Source organism: Enterobacter sp. N5-15 (assembly GCF_057221635.1).
The window spans coordinates 1,177,516-1,195,463 of the sequence record NZ_CM170150.1 but is presented as its reverse complement, the minus strand read 5'-3'; the positions used below and the strand labels follow the sequence as shown (position 1 = coordinate 1,195,463).

General features: G+C 58.1%; 16 protein-coding genes. 7 read left to right on the top strand and 9 right to left on the bottom strand.

Annotated features, from left to right (window positions below):
• Positions 1 to 5: 5 nt before the first annotated feature.
• On the bottom strand, positions 6 to 1,070 hold the full coding sequence (locus AC2TE5_RS05535; protein ID WP_484612798.1) for an efflux RND transporter periplasmic adaptor subunit: 1,065 nt from the start codon (positions 1,068 to 1,070) through the stop codon (positions 6 to 8).
• Between the two features lie 105 nt (positions 1,071 to 1,175).
• Positions 1,176 to 3,884, bottom strand: coding sequence for a cation-transporting P-type ATPase (locus tag AC2TE5_RS05530; protein ID WP_484612797.1), 2,709 nt, complete (start codon positions 3,882 to 3,884; stop codon positions 1,176 to 1,178).
• Between the two features lie 479 nt (positions 3,885 to 4,363).
• Here AC2TE5_RS05530 and AC2TE5_RS05525 point away from each other — a divergent pair, with 479 nt between their 5' ends.
• Positions 4,364 to 4,612, top strand: coding sequence for a DUF1158 domain-containing protein (locus AC2TE5_RS05525; protein ID WP_013097677.1), 249 nt, complete (start codon positions 4,364 to 4,366; stop codon positions 4,610 to 4,612).
• On the opposite strand, the gene AC2TE5_RS05520 is transcribed toward AC2TE5_RS05525, so the two are convergent.
• Complete coding sequence (locus AC2TE5_RS05520; RefSeq protein ID WP_484612796.1) at positions 4,598 to 6,166, bottom strand: alpha/beta hydrolase-fold protein; 1,569 nt, start codon at positions 6,164 to 6,166, stop codon at positions 4,598 to 4,600. The genes AC2TE5_RS05525 and AC2TE5_RS05520 overlap by 15 nt on opposite strands.
• Before the next feature lie 123 nt (positions 6,167 to 6,289).
• Between AC2TE5_RS05520 and AC2TE5_RS05515 the strand changes: the two genes are divergently transcribed.
• Positions 6,290 to 8,434, top strand: coding sequence for a TonB-dependent siderophore receptor (locus AC2TE5_RS05515; RefSeq protein ID WP_484612795.1), 2,145 nt, complete (start codon positions 6,290 to 6,292; stop codon positions 8,432 to 8,434).
• A gap of 105 nt (positions 8,435 to 8,539) precedes the next feature.
• Here the strand turns inward: AC2TE5_RS05515 and AC2TE5_RS05510 are convergent, their stop codons facing one another.
• Together AC2TE5_RS05510 and AC2TE5_RS05505 are read right to left on the bottom strand one after the other, a co-directional pair.
• Positions 8,540 to 8,881 carry a RamA family antibiotic efflux transcriptional regulator gene (locus tag AC2TE5_RS05510; protein WP_010428317.1) on the bottom strand — a complete coding sequence of 114 codons (342 nt, stop codon included), beginning with the start codon at positions 8,879 to 8,881 and terminating at the stop codon, positions 8,540 to 8,542.
• A gap of 32 nt (positions 8,882 to 8,913) precedes the next feature.
• Positions 8,914 to 10,017 (bottom strand): MBL fold metallo-hydrolase, encoded by a 1,104-nt coding sequence (locus AC2TE5_RS05505; RefSeq protein ID WP_213328774.1) that lies wholly within the window; start codon positions 10,015 to 10,017, stop codon positions 8,914 to 8,916.
• 190 nt (positions 10,018 to 10,207) lie between these two features.
• Between AC2TE5_RS05505 and AC2TE5_RS05500 the strand changes: the two genes are divergently transcribed.
• From AC2TE5_RS05500 to nfsB, 3 genes are all read left to right on the top strand, one after another.
• A complete protein-coding gene (locus tag AC2TE5_RS05500) occupies positions 10,208 to 10,798 on the top strand; it encodes a TetR/AcrR family transcriptional regulator (RefSeq protein WP_213328775.1) in 591 nt (196 codons plus the stop codon).
• Positions 10,788 to 11,156: an MmcQ/YjbR family DNA-binding protein gene (locus AC2TE5_RS05495; RefSeq protein ID WP_213328776.1), complete on the top strand. Its 369-nt coding sequence runs from the start codon at positions 10,788 to 10,790 to the stop codon at positions 11,154 to 11,156. Before AC2TE5_RS05500 ends, AC2TE5_RS05495 begins: the two co-directional genes overlap by 11 nt.
• 120 nt (positions 11,157 to 11,276) lie before the next feature.
• Positions 11,277 to 11,930 (top strand): oxygen-insensitive NAD(P)H nitroreductase, encoded by a 654-nt coding sequence (gene nfsB, locus AC2TE5_RS05490; protein ID WP_121425534.1) that lies wholly within the window; start codon positions 11,277 to 11,279, stop codon positions 11,928 to 11,930.
• Positions 11,931 to 11,966: 36 nt separating this feature from the next.
• On the opposite strand, the gene AC2TE5_RS05485 is transcribed toward nfsB, so the two are convergent.
• The 3 genes from AC2TE5_RS05485 to AC2TE5_RS05475 all read right to left on the bottom strand — a co-directional run bounded on the left by AC2TE5_RS05485 (position 11,967) and on the right by AC2TE5_RS05475 (position 13,573).
• Positions 11,967 to 12,254, bottom strand: coding sequence for a helix-turn-helix domain-containing protein (locus AC2TE5_RS05485; protein ID WP_121425535.1), 288 nt, complete (start codon positions 12,252 to 12,254; stop codon positions 11,967 to 11,969).
• Positions 12,235 to 12,564 (bottom strand): type II toxin-antitoxin system RelE/ParE family toxin, encoded by a 330-nt coding sequence (locus tag AC2TE5_RS05480; RefSeq protein ID WP_484612794.1) that lies wholly within the window; start codon positions 12,562 to 12,564, stop codon positions 12,235 to 12,237. The genes AC2TE5_RS05485 and AC2TE5_RS05480 overlap by 20 nt, the downstream gene beginning before the upstream one ends.
• Positions 12,565 to 12,703: 139 nt before the next feature.
• Entirely contained in the window at positions 12,704 to 13,573 is an 870-nt protein-coding gene (locus AC2TE5_RS05475; protein WP_484612793.1) for a helix-turn-helix transcriptional regulator, read from the bottom strand.
• A gap of 107 nt (positions 13,574 to 13,680) precedes the next feature.
• Here AC2TE5_RS05475 and AC2TE5_RS05470 point away from each other — a divergent pair, with 107 nt between their 5' ends.
• Together AC2TE5_RS05470 and AC2TE5_RS05465 are read left to right on the top strand one after the other, a co-directional pair.
• The gene (locus tag AC2TE5_RS05470; RefSeq protein WP_484612792.1) at positions 13,681 to 15,117 is read left to right on the top strand and encodes an MFS transporter; all 1,437 of its coding nucleotides are present in this window, start codon (positions 13,681 to 13,683) and stop codon (positions 15,115 to 15,117) included.
• Between the two features lie 65 nt (positions 15,118 to 15,182).
• Complete coding sequence (locus tag AC2TE5_RS05465; RefSeq protein ID WP_484612791.1) at positions 15,183 to 16,427, top strand: mechanosensitive ion channel family protein; 1,245 nt, start codon at positions 15,183 to 15,185, stop codon at positions 16,425 to 16,427.
• 133 nt (positions 16,428 to 16,560) lie between these two features.
• Here AC2TE5_RS05465 and pheP read toward each other — a convergent pair whose 3' ends face one another.
• Positions 16,561 to 17,946 carry a phenylalanine transporter gene (gene pheP / locus AC2TE5_RS05460; RefSeq protein ID WP_063145211.1) on the bottom strand — a complete coding sequence of 462 codons (1,386 nt, stop codon included), beginning with the start codon at positions 17,944 to 17,946 and terminating at the stop codon, positions 16,561 to 16,563.
• Between the last annotated feature and the right edge of the window lie 2 nt (positions 17,947 to 17,948).

The following is a 17,948-nucleotide window of genomic DNA, read 5'->3' as shown; positions in this document are numbered from 1 at the left end:
GCTCCTTAATTCAGTATCTGGACGGCGGTGCCGGGCTGCACGCGCTGCGCGCCGTCAGTAATCGCTCGCTCACCGGGCTTCACGCCGGAGGCAATCTGGAACTGCTGGCCAATCTGCCCGGCAATTTTCAGCGGGCGCATTTCGGCTTTGCCGTCGGCGTTAACCACCCAGGCAAAGAACCCGTCGCCGTTCTGCTGTACCGCGGCGGCGGGCAGGGTCAGGACCGGCTGCTCGCTGGCCGGGCGCAGGATCACGTTCACGTTGCCGCCGGGCAGGAGCTGATGGCGCGGGTTGGCAAACTCGGCGCGCAGCATCACGCTGGCGGTGCGCGGGTCGATGCGATTGTCCACGGACGTCAGCTCACCGCTGACGCGCTGGCCGTTGCTGTCAATTAACGCCTGCCAGGCCTGCTTCATGGCGCTGATATCCGCATGCTGTCCGGCTTTGGTCGCAAACGCCCCCTCTTCCAGCGCAAAGGCGATGCGGATGGGGTCGAGCTGCACGACCTCCACCAGCACGCCGCTGGCAGGGTTGACCAGGCTGCCGACGTGGAACTGGCTGTGCCCCACGCGACCGTCAATCGGCGAGGCGATGCGGGTGTAGTTCAGGGTGACGCTGCGGGTGTCGAGACGGGCTTTGGCCTGCTCCAGCGCGGCGCTGGCGACATCCCGCTGCATGCGGGCGTTATCCACGTCGTGACGGCTGATAGCGTTGCTGCTGCCCAGGCTTTCAAAGCGGGAAAGCTGCTGCTGCGCCTGACGCAGCGTGGCTTCGGCGCTTCTCACCTCAGCCTGCGCCAGGCGCAGGGCGGCACGCGGCTCGGCGTCGTCCAGCTCGAATAGCACGTCGCCTTTTTTCACGTACTGCCCGTCGCGGAAGTGAATTTTGGTGATCACGCCTTCCGTACGCGCGCGCAGCTCAACGGTGTGGATGGCTTCGATGCGGCCCGGGATCTGACGCTCGGCGGCGTGGGCGGTCTGCTCCACGGCGGCGACGCGAACGGGAATGGCGGCGGCGAATACGGGTTGCAGGGTGCTGGCGAGGAGCGCGAACAGGAGTGGGAGTTTCATGGCAGTACCTCAGATATGTTCCCCTCACCCCGGCCCTCTCCCAAAGGGAGAGGGAGGTCAGAGTCCCCTCTCCCTTTGGGAGAGGGTTAGGGTGAGGGCAAAAGGTTATGCAGACTTACGGAACCTGCGGGTCAGTCGCTTCTCGATTTCGACGACGAAGAACATCACGCCGGCCACCGCCAGGGTCACAAACCAGTAGCGCAGCGGCAGCGCTTCAGTGCCGAACAGCATCTGCATAAACGGCAGGTAGATAATCGCCGCCTGGAGCAGGAACAGCACGCCCGTCACCAGCCAGATCCCTTTGTTCGCCAGCAGGCCGCGGTTCAGGGAGAACCCTTCGGTGTTGCGGCAGTTAATCATGTACACCCACTGGGCGCAGACCAGCATCTGCAGCAGCACGGTGCGGATGAACTCCGCGCTGTGGCCGCGCGGGGCCAGCCAGGCCTCCAGCGCAAAGGCGGCGATGGCAATCATGGTGCCGACGAAGGCCACGCGCCAGACGGCGTAGGCGTCCATCACGTGCTGCCCGGTCTGACGCGGCGGACGGCGCATGATGTTGCGCTCGGCGGCCTCAAAGGCCAGGCCGAAGGAGAGCGTGGCGGAGGTGGCCATGTTCATCCACAGAATCAGCACCGGCGTCAGCGGAATGATGTTCCCCGCCAGCAGCGCAATCACAATCAGCAGACCCTGCGCGAGGTTGGTCGGCATGATGAACAGAATAGTCTTCTTCAGGTTGTCGTAAACGCGACGCCCCTCTTTCACCGCGCTGGCGATGGTGGCGAAGTTATCGTCCGTCAGGACCATGTCCGCCGCCTCTTTGGTCACTTCCGTCCCTTTGATGCCCATCGCGATGCCCACGTCAGCCTGACGCAGCGCCGGGGCGTCGTTCACGCCGTCACCGGTCATGCCGACGATTTCACCTTTGTCCTGCAGCGCTTTCACCAGGCGCAGCTTATGCTCCGGGCTGGTACGGGCGAAGATGTCATATTTCACCGCGGCTTCCGCCAGCGCGGCGTCGTCCATCTTCTCCAGCTCGTAGCCGGTGACAGCCTGCTCGCTGTTGGTGATCCCCAGCATCTGGCCGATGCTCATCGCCGTCTGAGGGTGATCCCCGGTGATCATCTTCACGCGGATCCCCGCCTGCTGGCAGGCGTTAATCGCATCAATGGCTTCCGGACGCGGCGGATCCATCATCCCGGCGATGCCGAGGAAGATCAGGCCGTGGCTCAGGTCGTCGTGGGTCAGTTCCTGCTCGCCGCTCGCTGGCTTAAACGCCGCGGCAACCATGCGCAGCCCCTGACGCGCATAGCGCTCCATCTCGCTTTCCCAGTATGCGTGGTTGAACGCTTCCGCACCGTTACGGGTCTGCTGCTGGGCGCAGAGGGCGAAAATCACGTCCGGCGCGCCGGTGATCAGGATCTGCTCCTCACCGCCAATCTGGTAGTGGGTACTCATGTACTTGTACTGCGAGTCGAACGGGATCTTGTTAACCAGCGTGGTCATGACAGGCTCGAGGTTAGCCTTCGCCGCCAGCACCTTCAGCGCGCCCTCGGTCGGCCCACCGGTGATGCCCCACAGGCCGCGCTCGTCCTGAATCATCTGGCTGTCGTTACACAGGTCGATGGTGCGCAGGTACTGCTCCAGCACGGTGCCCGGCTGGATCTGCACCGGCTCGTCGCTGCCTTCCAGGTAGATGTTGCCCACCGGCTCGTAGCTGTTGCCGTCCACGCGGTAGCAGGCGTCGGCGGTGATGATGGCTTTGACCGTCATCTCGTTCATGGTCAGGGTGCCGGTTTTATCCGAGCAGACCACGGTCATCGCGCCCAGGGTTTCAACCGTCGGCAGCTTGCGGATAATCGCCCGCTTGCGCGCCATCGCCTGCACGCCCAGCGAGAGGATGATGGAGATAATCGCCGGCAGACCTTCCGGCACGGAGGCTACCGCCAGGCTAATCAGGGAGAGCAGCAGCTCGCCCATTGGGATTTCGCGGAACACCAGGCTGAAGACGAACAGCGCCGCCATCATTGCCAGGATAATGGCGAAGATCGCTTTACCCAGCTTGTCCATCTGCACCAGCAGCGGCGTGCGGTGCTTTTCGATGCCCGCCATCATCTGGTTGATGTGGCCGAGTTCCGTATCCTTACCGGTCGCGGTGACCAGGCCGACGCCGCCGCCCGCGCTTACGGTCGTCCCGGAGAAGACCATATTGGTGCGGTCGCCGAGCGGCAGTTCGCCGCTCAGCGGATTAATGTGCTTATCCACCACGGTAGATTCACCGGTCAGAATCGCCTCTTCCACGCGTAAATTATGCGCCTCGATTAAACGCATATCCGCCGGAATACGATCCCCCGCGCGCAATACGATAATATCGCCCGGGACTATTTCAGTGGTGGGTATCGTTTCGTGGTTGCCGTTACGAATAACGCGCGCCTCGCTGGAGAGCATATTGCGAATACTCTTCAGGGATTTTTCCGCGTTGCTTTCCTGAATATGGCCAATTAAGGCATTGATTACCGCAACGCCCAGAATAACCAGCGTATCCACCCAGTGGCCCATTACTGCCGTTAATACGGCGGCGGCCAGCAGAACATAAATCAGCACATCATTAAAATGGGCTAAAAAACGCAGCCAGGCGGGTTTACCTTTTTTCTCCGGCAGCGCGTTCGGACCTGATTTTTGCAGACGCGCCTGCGCCTCTGCACGATCCAGGCCGCTGGCCTGGCTCTGCGTGTGAGCAAGCACCTGCTCGACGGTCTGCTGGTATGCCAGCCCGCCGGAAGGCGGCATGTTTGGGGACAATTTTTTTTCGGTCATCGTATTTTTCCTTCAATATCCGGTGAACAGAAGCCTGAATTCCTTTCTGGCTTAAATAAATTCATTTTAAAGTCTTGCGGGTAAAATTGATCTACCGCAATATAATGACTTCTCGGTTATTCAAAACTGATTAAACTATTTCGATGAGCTGATTTTTACAAAATATTTCTAAACCAACATTAAACGAGGGGGGAACCATGTGGGGTATTTATCGCGGACGCCGACTGGTGTTATACGTTATCGCGGCCATTGTTATTGCCACGTTAATTGGATATAGCACCTATACATTTGTAAAATTATTTTCCTGATAAAGACGTTTATTTACATAACGCGGTATTAATATAAACGCCGGGTCGTATGTTGTTATTTATTCGCAGTAATAATGTCTTTGTTTTATTCAAAAAGGCCTGAGGGGCTGATATTGCTTTACGTTACAGAATGCCGGACAATGCCATTTTTAACTGACGATTAACATTACGATGAAACACCCGTTAGAATCGCTGCTCACGGCAGGCGGCATTTTATTGCTGGCCCTGCTTTCGTGCCTGCTGCTCCCTGCGCCTTCGCTGGGTCTGGTACTGGCGCAGAAGCTGGTTCAGACCTTCCACATGGTCGATCTAAACCAGCTCTACACCATTCTGTTCTGCGTGTGGTTTTTACTGCTGGGTGCCATCGAATTCTTCGTGCTGCGTTTCGTCTGGCGTCGGTGGTTTTCACTGGCGTCGTAGGCCGGTGAAATCGCGCATGCCGTGGATCAGCGCTTCACACCACGCCGCGTAGTCGTGACCGCTGGATGAGGGATGGAAGCTGACGCGATACCCTTTCTCCCTCAACGCCCGTTCGAAATCCTGCGTAGTGCGATAAATTCCCCCGCCCGGCCCCGAAGTTTCGAACTTTCCGGCCTGCAGCCAGAAGCGCACCGGATACGGCGGCGACTGCTGATACTGCCGCGTCAGCCAGCCGGGCGCTTCGTCTTTCGGTGCCCACCAGTACGAACCTGAAAGGCTCAGCACGTTACCAAACAGGCGCGGATAGCGCAGCGCCACCCACGATGAGGCAATGCCACCGTAGCTCGACCCCGCCAGCACCGTTTTCTGCCGCTGCATCGCGATGCCCTGCCCGCGCAGCCAAGGCAGCAGCTCGTGCGCCATAAAGTCGGCGAAGTCCGGGTTAGGCGGCAGCTCGTTGCCGCGTCGGGCGTGGTCGAGGCTGTCGATAAATACCACGTTAATCGGCGGAAGATGATGGCGGGCAATAAGACCGTCCAGCACGTTAGCGAAACGGTATTCGTCCTGATAAATCTGCCCGTCGAAGAGAATGAGCGTCCAGCGCGCGGGCTGCGCTCCGCGCGGTTTATAGATCATCACCTCGCGGGAATTACCGAGGATTTTGCTGGTGATGCTCTGGCGGCTTAACGATCCGTGGACCAGCGGCTGGGCCGTGGCCTGCGCGGAGCAATAGCGTGCCGGGCTGAGATCGAGCAGCGAATAGCGGTTCCAGCGATCCGCCTTTTGTTCACCAAAGGTGTTCGGGTTGAGCGGATCGGCCTGGGCGCTCACCAGGATCGCGCGACGTTGATCGCGTGCGGAACCCTCGACGATCGGCACGTCCGGCGCAAGCTTGTACTGCATCACCGTATCGGCGGGCACCATATAGCTGCGGAACCAGACGTCGCTGTTGCCCAGACGAAACAGCGGATCGTGATCCCCCGCCGGTGAGCCAAGAATAAAGACGTTATCCCGCGCGCCGCGCCACAGGAAGGTGACGCGCTTGTGTTCTGCGTCTACCGGCTCCACCATCGGCGTTCCCTGCCGAATCTGCGTCTCCCAGAACGCGTCGGTACTCTTTCCGGCAGCAATCTCTTTTGCCAGCGCCTGAAGCGTCGGGCTTTCAGGCGCCAGCATCTGTACGCGCGGTAACGCAGATATCTCTTTCATCCGCCACTGAAAACGCCAGGGTTTACCCGCTTCGCCGTGCAGGACCAGCGAGGTGCTCTGCTTTACCGGCAGGGCAAACAGCAGCGCGTGTTCGCCATCGGCGGGCCCATTTTCAATCAGCGTACGAATGCGGCGGTTTTGCCCGTCCAGCAGGCGGGCATCCGTCACGCCATGCAGCGTGGCCGAGACATAATTTTCAGCAAGCTCTGGCAGCATAAAACAGACCTCACCGCTGGCATCAAACTTCCCCTGGACGTCTCCCTGCCGGGAAGAGTGTTCGCAGGTTGCCGCCACCGCAGGCAGCACACCTATCCCGAGTAATAACCCGCTCCATACCCTCTTCATTACCGCTTGTTCCCTGACGAAATTTGTTATCAACGCTAATGCAAATGGTAATAATTTGCAATATCATTTACCGCGTTTTAACGGTGTTTTTATGGCGATAGCAAACAAGGATGAGTAGAAAAAATGTTTAAGAATAATAAGATAATGCAGCTGTGGCTGCTGAGTCTGGCGACGACCAGCGTGGCGGCTCAGGCTGAAAATAGAGAAGAAACCATAACGGTGACGCAGAGCATGGGTGAAGAACCTACCGCCCCGCTAAAAGGGATTGTGGCAACCCAAACGCTCTCCGCGACCAAGACCCGCGCGGAGAGCGTGAAAACGCCGCAGTCGGTATCGGTGATCACCCGCGATCAGATGAACATGCAGGACGTGACGTCCGTGTCGCAGGCGCTACGGTACTCGGCGGGCGTGTTTACCGAGTACCGCGGCTCGTCGAACCGTAACGACGAGGTGTTCGTGCGCGGCTTTAGCTATGTGCCGAAATTCCTCGACGGCCTGAGCTTCGGCGCTACGGCCTCGTCCCAGACGGGTACGATTGACCCGTGGCTGCTGGAGCGCGTGGAGCTGGTGCGTGGCCCGGCGTCGGTCCTGTTTGGTCAGGTCAATCCGGGCGGGTTAATCAGCATGACCAGCAAACGGCCGACCGCGGAATCCATCCATAACGTGCAGTTCCGCACCGGCAATAACGATCTGGCAGAAGGCGCGTTTGATTTCGGCGGCAGGCTGAGCGACGACGGCCGCGTGCTGTATCGCGTCAACGGTATCGCCCGTACCCAGCACAATCAGGTGGACGATTATAAAGAGACGCGGATGGCGATTGCGCCTGCCATCACCTGGTACCCGAACGACCTGACCCGCTTTACGCTGCTGACCAGCTACCAGAAGGATCCGGATGCGGGCTACCGCAACTTCCTGCCCGCCTACGGCACGGTCAAAAGCGTCGACGGAAAATACATCCCGCGCGACTTTAACGTCAGCGATCCGAATTACAATCAGTCCTGGCGCGAGCAGACGACGATCGGCTACGAGCTGGAACATCAGTTCGCCGACGACCTCACCTTCCGCCAGAACGCGCGTTACGCCGCCATCAAACAGAAATACCGTTACCTCGTCTACGCCAGCAGCGCGGCCAACAGCACGGTATTAACGCGACGCGCGCAGCATGAAGAGCGCACCACCAACGAATTTGGCCTGGATAACCAGCTTGAGTATCTGCTGGAGACCGGCAGCGTCAGCCACACCCTGCTCGGCGGGTTCGACTACAAGACCAGCAAAGATAAACAGCTGCTGGCACGCGTGAGCGGTTCACAGTATGACCTCGACTGGACGAACCCGGTGTACGGCGTGAACGTGGATGAAAGCACCTTCAAAACCGCCTCCGACGAGCAGCAAAATCTCGACCAGATGGGGCTGTATTTGCAGGATCAGATGAGCTGGAACAGCTGGGAATGGCTGGTCTCCGGGCGCTACGACTGGAGCGAAGTGCGAACCAACGACTTCACCGACGGCAGCGTTACCCAGCAGAACGACAGCAAGTTCACCTGGCGAACCGGACTGCTGTACGCGTTCGATTCTGGCCTGTCACCGTACGTCAGCTACAGCACCTCGTTTGAACCGAACCTGCAAACCAACCGCGCGCCGGGCGTTGCCCCCTTCAAGCCAACCACCGGGGAGCAGACCGAGATTGGCCTGAAGTATCAGCCGGTCGACAGCACGCTGATGACCCTCGCGCTGTACGATTTAACCCAGGACAACGTGGCGACCTATAACAGCGCCGAAGGCTGGTTCGAGAACGCGGGCAAGGTGCGTTCGAAAGGCGTTGAGGCGGAAATCCACTCCACGCTGATGGACAACATCAACCTGATTGGCTCGTATACCTACACCGATGCGAAAACCAAAAGCACGACGGTGGCGGGAACAGAAGGCAAAACGCCTGCGCGCATTCCGGCGCATATGGCATCGGCGTTTGCCAGCTATACCGTTCCGGGCGGCGCGCTGAAGAGTCTGACCGCGGGCGTGGGGATGCGCTACATCGGCACCAGCTACGGCGATGCGAAGAACACCTTCAAGGTGCCGTCGGTGGATCTGTATGACGCGATGCTGAGCTACGATCTGGGCGAGATGAACCGCAGCCTGAAAGGGGCGAGCGTGCAGTTCAACGTCAATAACGTGGCGGACACGAAGTATGTGGCGTCGTGCGCAAGCGATACGGCGTGCTTTTACGGGATTGGCCGGACGGTGACGGCGACGGTGAATTATCGCTGGTAAGTTATTTGTAGGCCCGGTAAGCGCAGCGCCACCGGGCAATTACGGGCACCGTGCCCCAAAAAAGCCGGGTGGCGGCTACGCCTTACCCGGCCTACACGCGACATGTTAATGTGTCTGGCTATGGTTCTCTTTACGGTACGCACCCGGCGGCTGGTTGAAGGTGCGGGTAAATATGCGGGTAAACGTCTGCTGCGAGTCAAACCCGTAGCGCAGGCAGATATCGTACACCCGAGCGTCGGATTCACGCAGGTCCCGCGCCGCCAGCAGCAGCTTGCGTTCACGGATATAGCGCCCCAGGCTCTCCCCTTTGTACTGCATAAACAACCGCTGCAGGTGCCACTTCGAGTAACCCGCGTGGCGGGCAATCTCTTCTATACGTAATGGCTGGTGCAGATTGTCGTCGATCCATTCGACGATAGTGTCGATGACTTGAGCGGAAATGGTCATACCGCTGTCCCCCTCTGCTTCTCGCTTAAACATTATTCCCACCACTCGCGAAATGCCTGAGTGGTATCACTCACCCGCACGGGCTCACCCAGTTCCGGCGTCAGCAGCCGATAATTTTTGTCCTTGCTGGCGCGCGCCAGCTGGATCAGCGGGTCGTTCCACGCGTGTTTCGCCAGCACGAAGCGTCCGTTATGCCCAGGCACCACGGCTTTGGCGTTGAGATCCGCCGAGGCCTGCGCCGTTTCCTCCGGCAGCATGTGGATGTACTTCCAGTCCTGGTCGTACTGGCCGTTTTCCATGATGGCTAAATCCACCTCGCCAAACTGTTCGCCGATGGCCTTAAAGTGCGGGCCGTAGCCGGAATCCCCGCTGTAATAAACCTTCTGCTCTGGCGTGACGAACATAAAGCTGCCCCACAAGGTCCGATCGCGTTTGATGCCGCGCCCGGAGAAGTGGCGCGCCGGCAGAACATGCACCGTCAATTCATCGCTGATGCGTACCGACTGGTTCCAGTCGCGCTCGTCAATAATCTCAGGCTTCATTCCCCAGTAGCGCAGGTGGGATCCCACGCCCAGCGGCGTCACCACGCGCTTCACCTTCGGCAGCAGCGCCCTGATGGTGGCGTAATCCAGATGATCGTAGTGATCGTGCGAAATAATCAGCAGGTCGATTTCCGGCATGCTTTCAGCGCGCCACGGATACTCGCCGGCAAAGGCTTTATTCAGGAACGAGAACGGTGCGGCGTAGTTGCCGAGCACCGGGTCAATCAGGATGCGTTTACCCGCGAGCTGCAGGTACCACGAAGAGTGACCGAGCCACACCAGGGTGTCCTGCTCCAGCGGCAGGCTTGCAAGATCGGTTTTCACCAGCGGCAGCGGCTGGGCCGGGCGCGCGTTTTCGGTTTTTTTGGTCAGAAAATCCCACGTCGCGACCAGCATATTTTTGTCGCCGTTATAACCCGGCGTCGGCAGCGTATTGTGGAATTTTCCCTCGCGATACTGTGGGGAGGCCTCCACTTCGGTGAGCTGCTCACCCTGCGGTGGTTGGCCGAATCCGGCATTGAGAACACACGGTAAACTCGCAGCTGAAGCAATAATCATGATTAACACCACGCAGATGAAGAGAGGTTTTTTCATATCCAGACCCGAAAACGCGCCCTATCCGGTAGTTTGCGCGGGGTAAACTTGATTATGAGTGAGTAAGCACTCATTATAGATATGATGATAAAGTCGTCAAGACGTTTTCGATCTTTGACATTCCGCGTTGCAGCGTGTCAAAGCACGTGTTTCAATCAGGGTTTTTACAATTGACAGGGGGAAATATTTAGTGGCACGTCCGAAGAGTGAAGATAAAAAGCAGGCCTTACTGGAAGCCGCAACGGCGGCATTTGCACAGTCAGGTATCGCCGCCTCAACGGCGTTAATCGCCCGTAACGCGGGCGTCGCCGAAGGTACCCTGTTTCGCTACTTTCCCACTAAAGACGATCTGCTGAATGCCCTCTATCTGCACCTCAAGCAGGATCTCTGCCAGGCCATGCTGGCAAACCTCGATCGCACCATCACGCTTCCCAAAGAGCATACCCGCAATATCTGGAACAGCTACGTCGACTGGGGGATTCGTAACCCCGTTTCTCATGCGGCTATCCGCCAGATTGGCGTCAGTGAAAAGCTGAACGCCGAAACGGAACAGGCGGTGAAGGAGATGTTCCCCGAACTCCATGAGCTGTGCCGCCGCTCGGTGCGCCCGGTGTTTATGTCAGATGAATTTAAAACGTTCGGCGATGCGCTTTTCTTATCGCTGGCCGAATCCACGATGGAATTTGCCACCCGCGATCCTTCCCGCGCCGTTGATTTTAAAGCGCTCGGTTTTGAAGTGATGTGGCGCGGGCTTGCGTATGAGGAAGCCAATGGAGAGTAAGGCCTTACAGGAGCACGCCATGCGCGTGGCACTGGAGCTGCCCTTCACCGAGCACTGCTGGCCGTTTGGGCCAGAGTTTGACGTGTTTAAAGTGGGCGGAAAGATTTTCATGATCGTCGCGGTCGCACACGGACGGCCGCACGTCAGCCTGAAGTCAGACCCGGAGAAATCACTGCTCAATCAGCAGATCTATCGCGGGATAGAGCCTGGCTACCACCTGAGTAAAAAGCACTGGATTTCCCTTTACGGCACCGACGACGTGACGCCGGAGCTGGTGACCGACCTCATTAATGATTCCTGGAATCTGGTGGTGGATAAGCTGCCGAAAAAAGACCAGAAGTGGATTAGGCCGGTCTGATTGTTCGTCTGAGACGAACAGATTAAGCGCTCGAATTGCACTTATCTTTTGCCGCTTCGCACGGTAATCTGCTTTCCTTTCGCGCCCGCGAGCGGGCGAATTTCATCACCAGGAGTTGTTATGGATATCATTTCTGTCGCCCTGAAACGCCACTCTACCAAGGCGTTCGACGCAAGCAAAAAACTGACCGCGGAAGAAGCGGAAAAAATCAAAACCCTGCTGCAGTACAGCCCGTCCAGCACCAACTCCCAGCCGTGGCACTTCATTGTGGCCAGCACCGAGGAAGGTAAAGCGCGCGTAGCGAAATCCGCTGCGGGCACCTATGTGTTCAACGAACGCAAAATGCTCGATGCTTCTCACGTGGTGGTGTTCTGCGCGAAAACCGCAATGGACGATGCCTGGCTTGAGCGCGTGGTGGATCAGGAAGAGGCCGATGGCCGTTTCAACACGCCGGAAGCCAAGGCCGCCAACAATAAAGGCCGCCACTACTTCGCCGACATGCACCGTGTGGATCTGAAAGATGACGACCAGTGGATGGCGAAGCAGGTTTACCTGAACGTCGGTAACTTCCTGCTGGGCGTAGGCGCAATGGGTCTGGACGCAGTGCCGATTGAAGGCTTTGACGCGGCGATCCTCGACGAAGAGTTTGGCCTGAAAGAGAAAGGCTTCACCAGCCTGGTGGTGGTACCGGTTGGGCACCACAGCGTGGAAGATTTCAACGCCACGCTGCCGAAATCTCGCCTGCCGCTGAGCACGATTGTGACTGAGTGCTAATTCTTAGTGGCACGCTGGGTTCCGGCGTGCCTGTTTTCAATAAAGCGTAATCTGCGGGTGTTTAACCCCGCATACCAGTGCATAACGCGTTAACGTATCAAGGCTCGCCCGGGTAATATTCGCTTCCATCCTTGATACGGTGGGTGCGCTGACGCCCATTCGCTCCGCCACCTGTGCGCGCGTCAGACCAGCATGGTCGCGCCATTGCGCTAGCATCTCTCGCAGGCGCTCCTTGCGCTCTTCTGCATCAAATGAAGCCTGTACCTCTGAATTGCTTAACAACTCCGCTCTGAGTTCATCCCAGTCAATAATCTTTTTGCTCATCCAACATCTCCTGTTGTCGTTTCAATGCCACACGGAGTTCAGCAGAGGGCGTTTTTTGCGTTTTCTTGATAAACACCCGCAGCAGAAAAATTGTCTTTTCCCGCTGATATACGTAGATTCCACGAGTGTGAATCAGCCCGACGGTTCTGATTTCAAACAAACCATAGGGTAAGGGTTTGCTGTCAGGTTCTCTTAGTGCTGTCGGGTTACTACGTAATTTATCAAGCTGTCGAATCAGCTTCGCCTGGACCCCAGCAGGCAGTGAGAGAATCTCTTCCCTGACCGCCTGATGAACGATAAGTCTGAACACGGTATTTCATCCCTGATGATATTAGCATATAAGGCAATTTGCATTAAAGGCTAATTTAGCTTTTCGTGTCCTACCCTAACCGTTTTAAAAAGGCAGAACCGGATCCGCTTTGATTCTCTGAAAGCGTCTCGCAAAAAACTTATTTCCCCTGCGCCGCCAGCCATTCCATCGCCCTCTCCCCTACCTCATCCACCGGCAGATACACCAGCAGCCGCGACCCGTTTCGCGGCGCGGAGTACCAGTACATCTGCTGCAGCGTAAAATCCCCCAGCTCGGGATGGGTAAACAGCTTGAGCTGGTTCTCCACGCCGCGCACGTCGTTGCGCTGGTGCCACAGGGTTTTGAACTCTTCGGACACCGCAAAGAAGCGCGCCAGCTTCGCTTCCCACAGCGGGTCGCCCCGGTGCTCGGCCATCGCCGCGCGGAAGTATGAGACAAATATCGGCAGCACGTCGTCGCGCCTGCCGAGCCGCGCGCGCCACGCGGGATGGGTGAGGAACAGGTAAATACAGTTGCGATCTTCCGGCGGGATTTCATTGAAATCGACGCCCATCAGGTGGCCAAAGCTGTCGTTCCACGCCACGATGTCGAAGTTGGGCTTCTGGATGCTGGCAGGTTTTGGCATCAGCGTATCCAGCAGGCGGCGCGTGCCTTCGCTGATCCCCTCGCAGCAGACCGCCTGCGGCGCTTCGCCCGGCGGCAGACCGGCGAGCACGAAAACGTGCCGGGCTTCGGTCGGCGTACACTGCAAGGCTTTCGCCACGGCCGCCATCACCGCGCTCGACGGATTGACGTCCCTGCCCTGCTCCAGCCAGGTGTACCAGGTCACGCCTACGTCAGCCAGCATCGCCACCTCTTCCCGGCGCAGGCCCGGCGTGCGGCGACGACCGCTGCGCGGCAGGCCGAGACGCTGCGGATCGAGGCTTTCGCGTCGCGCGCGTAAAAATGCCCCCAGCTGTTTTCGGGTGTCATCCTGAAGTGAGACGACGGGTTCAGACATCAAGGCCATAAATCCCCCTGCATGGTAGTGCCAGTACCAGTATAAGCAAGAACTGGTACCCGTTTATCAGATGGTTGATGCTACGACCATCTGATGAATGACGCAATGGAGTTACCATGAATACGTCAGTTGTTTCACCGGGCCGCGCTGGCCTGATACTGCTGCTAACCGGCCAGATGCTGCCGATGATTGATACCTCAATCACCAACGTGGCGCTGGACGCCATCACCCACTCGCTGCACGCCACCGCCACCGAGCTGGAGCTGATTGTCGCCCTCTACGGCGTGGCCTTCGCCGTCTGCCTGGCGCTCGGCAGCAAGCTGGGGGATAACCTTGGCCGTCGACGCCTGTTTATGTGGGGCGTCGCGAGCTTTGGCCTCGCCTCACTGCTGTGCGGGATGGCGGGGAACATTGAACAGCTGCTGGCCGCGCGCATCGTTCAGGGAGCAGGAGCGGCACTGATCATGCCGCAAATTCTTGCCACGCTGCACGTGACGCTGAAAGGTACCGCCCACGCAAAAGCCATCAGCCTGTTTGGCGGCATCGGTGGAATTGCGTTTATCGTCGGGCAAATGGGCGGCGGCTGGCTGGTATCGGCGGACATCGCCGGTCTGGGCTGGCGTAACGCCTTCTTTATCAACGTGCCGATCTGTCTGGTGGTACTGGCGCTAAGCCACCGCTACGTGCCGGAGACCCGCCGCGAGACGCCGTCACGCATCGACTGGCCGGGCACCGTGCTGCTGGCGATCGTGCTTTGCTGCCTGCTGTTCCCGATGGCGCTCGGCCCCCAGTGGCACTGGTCGTGGCCGCTGAAGGTTATGCTGCTCGCCATTATCCCGCTGGCCTGGCTGATGGCGCTGAATGCGCGCAAAAAGGAGCGTGAGAATGCCCACCCGCTGATCCCGCCGCGCCTGCTGCAGCTTCGCAGCGTTCGCTTTGGCATACTGATTGCGATGCTCTTTTTCAGCGTCTGGTCCGGGTTTATGTTCTGTATGGCGCTGACCATGCAAACCGGTCTGGGGATGGCACCGTGGCAGTCGGGGAACAGTTTCATCGCCCTTGGGGTGACTTATTTTATCTCCGCGTGGTTCGCGCCGCGTCTGATTGCTCGCTACAGCACCAGTACCATTCTGCTGACCGGTCTGGCGATCCAGATTGCCGGCCTGCTGGCGCTGATCGCCACGTTCCGCGTCTGGGGAATGGAAAATACCGCGCTGACGCTGGCGCCTGCGACCGGGCTGGTCGGCTACGGGCAGGCGCTGATCGTGAACAGCTTCTACCGCATCGGGATGCGCGATATTCAGCCTGACGACGCCGGGGCCGCGAGCGCCATTCTCAGCACGCTGCAGCAGGCCGCACTGGGGCTTGGCCCGGCCATTTTTGGCGCGATTTTGCTGCACGCGCTGCAGAACCACCACGGAGATTACACCCAGGCGGTGAACGTCTTCCTGATGGTGGAAACGGTCATGATGGTGGTGCTCGCCCTGGCGACGCTGCGCATCCGCCATAGCCTGTGCCTGCCGGTGGTGAAGGTCTGCCAGGCCACCAAATAAGCCCGTGAATTTGCATAATAGATCCGCAGCCGCCATTATGGGGCTGCATCAATAAAGGAGACATTATGCAGGAATTAATTGCTCAGGTTGAAGAGTTAGGCATTGAAATTAATCACACCACCTCTTTAGTGATTATCTTTGGTATTATTTTTCTTACCGCCATCATCGTTCATTTTATTCTGCACAAAGTGGTGCTTCGCGCGTTCGAAAAACGCGCGCAGGCCAGCAGCCATTTGTGGCTGCAGATCATTACCCAGAATAAATTATTTCACCGTCTGGCCTTCACCCTTCAGGGGATAATCGTCAACGTCCAGGCGGTACTGTGGCTGCAAAAGGGCAGCGAAGCGGCGGAAATTCTCACGACATGCGCAAAGCTGTGGGTCATGGTGTATGCCCTGCTCTCCTTCTTCTCGCTGCTGGACGTGATTTTTAATCTGTCGCAGAAAATGGCCACCGCATCACAGCTGCCGCTGAAAGGGATCTTCCAGGGCATCAAGCTGGTGAGTGCCATCCTGGTGGGGATATTGATTATCTCCCTGCTTATCGGCCAGTCCCCGGCGATTCTGATAAGCGGCCTGGGCGCCATGGCCGCCGTTCTGATGCTGGTGTTTAAAGACCCGATACTCGGACTGGTGGCGGGCATTCAGCTTTCCGCCAACGACATGCTCAAGCTCGGCGACTGGCTGGAGATGCCGAAATACGGTGCCAACGGTACGGTGACCGACATCGGTCTGACCACCGTTAAAGTACGCAACTTCGATAATACGATTACGACCATTCCGACGTGGGCTCTGGTCTCTGACGCCTTTATTAACTGGAGCGGCATGTCTGCCTCCGGCGGGCGACGCATTAAGCGCAGCCTGAATATCGATACCACCAGCATTCATTTCCTCGACGAGCAGGAGCAGCAGAAACTCATTCAGGCGAAACTGCTGAAGCCCTATCTGGCCGCGCGACATGAGGAAATTAACCTGTGGAATCAGAAGAACGGTGAAGGGGAGTCGGTATTAAACCTGCGTAAGATGACCAATATCGGCACCTTCCGCGCCTACCTGAATGAATATCTGCGCAACCATCCCCGTATTCGCAAAGATATGACGCTAATGGTGCGCCAGCTAGCGCCTGATACGAATGGTTTGCCGATTGAAATATATGCCTTCACCAACACGGTGGTCTGGGCAGAATATGAGGATATTCAGGCGGACATCTTCGACCATATTTTCGCGGTGGTGGATGAATTTGGGCTGCGTATTCACCAGTCGCCAACCGGGAACGATATTCGCTCCCTGGCGGGCGTCATCGCCAATTAATCCGTTTGTAGGCCCGGTAAGCGAAGCGCCACCGGGCGTGAAGGCAGGTGCGGTCTGGTGCCCTCACCCCGGCCCTCTCCCACAGGGAGAGGGTGCAAACACTAAAAACGGCAACCAGGTTGCCGTTTTGCTTTTACCTTCGCGAGAGCTTAAAGGCAATAAACAGGAACACCACCCACACCGGCAGCAGCATCGCCGAAAGGCGCATCTCATCCATGGTGCACATCAGCACCAGAATCAGCCCCAGGAACGCGATACAGATGTAGTTCCCCGCAGGATAAAGCAGCGCTTTGAACTGCGTCTCGCGTCCCTTGCGGCGCATCGCGGCGCGAAAGCGCAGGTGCGCCAGGCAAATCATGATCCAGTTCAGCAGCAGCGTGGCGACAACCAGCGCCATCAGCAGGCCAAAGGCCTCCTTCGGCAGCAGATAGTTAATCAGCACCACTAGCGAGGTGATAGCGCCGGAGAGGAACAAGGAATTCACCGGCACGCCGCGACGGCTGACGCGGGTGAGGAACTTCGGCGCGTTGCCCTGCACGGAGAGGCCAAACAGCATGCGGCTGTTGGAGTAAACGCCGCTGTTATACACCGACAGAGACGCCACCAGAATGACGAAGTTCAGCGCCGAGGCCACCAGGTTGCTGTTCATATCGTGGAAAATCATCACGAACGGACTGCTGTCGGATTTCACTTCCACCCACGGATAGAGCGCCAGCAGCACCACCAGCGAGCCGATGTAGAACAGCAGAATCCGGTACACCACCTGGTTGACCGCTTTTGGAATGCTTTTATGCGGGTCGCGCGCTTCCGCGGCGGTAATGCCAATCAGCTCTAGTCCACCGAAGGAGAACATGATCACCGCCAGGGAGAGAATCAGCCCTTTCCAGCCGGTGGCGAGGAAGCCGCCGTGCTGCCACAGGTTGTCGATAGTGGCGCGCTCGCCGCCGTGGCCGGAGAACAGCAGCCACAGGCCAAAGCCGATCATCCCGATAATCGCCAGCACCTTAATCAGCGCAAACCAGAACTCGGTTTCGCCATACAGGCGCACGTTGACGAGGTTAACGGCGTTGATAATGATGAAGAAGGCCGCCGCCCAGATCCACGTCGGGACATCCGGCAGCCAGTACTGCATGTAAATGCCCGCGGCGGTCAGCTCCGCCATCCCCACCAGCACGAACATGACCCAGTAGTTCCAGCCGGACAGGAAGCCTGCAAACGGGCCCCAGTATTTATAAGCAAAGTGCGCGAAGGAGCCTGAAACCGGCTCTTCCACGACCATCTCGCCAAGCTGGCGCATGATCAGGAAGGCTATAATCCCGGCGATACCGTAACCCAGCAGAACCGCCGGGCCAGCCATTTGAATAGCGGGGCCGATGCCGAGAAACAGCCCGGTACCGATCGCGCCGCCAAGGGCAATTAACTGAATATGTCGATTTTGCAAACCACGTTGCAGCGTCGGATTCTGATCCGACGAGGCTTCAGCGCTACCATGGCCTGAAGCGGATGACGCGTCTTTCACGT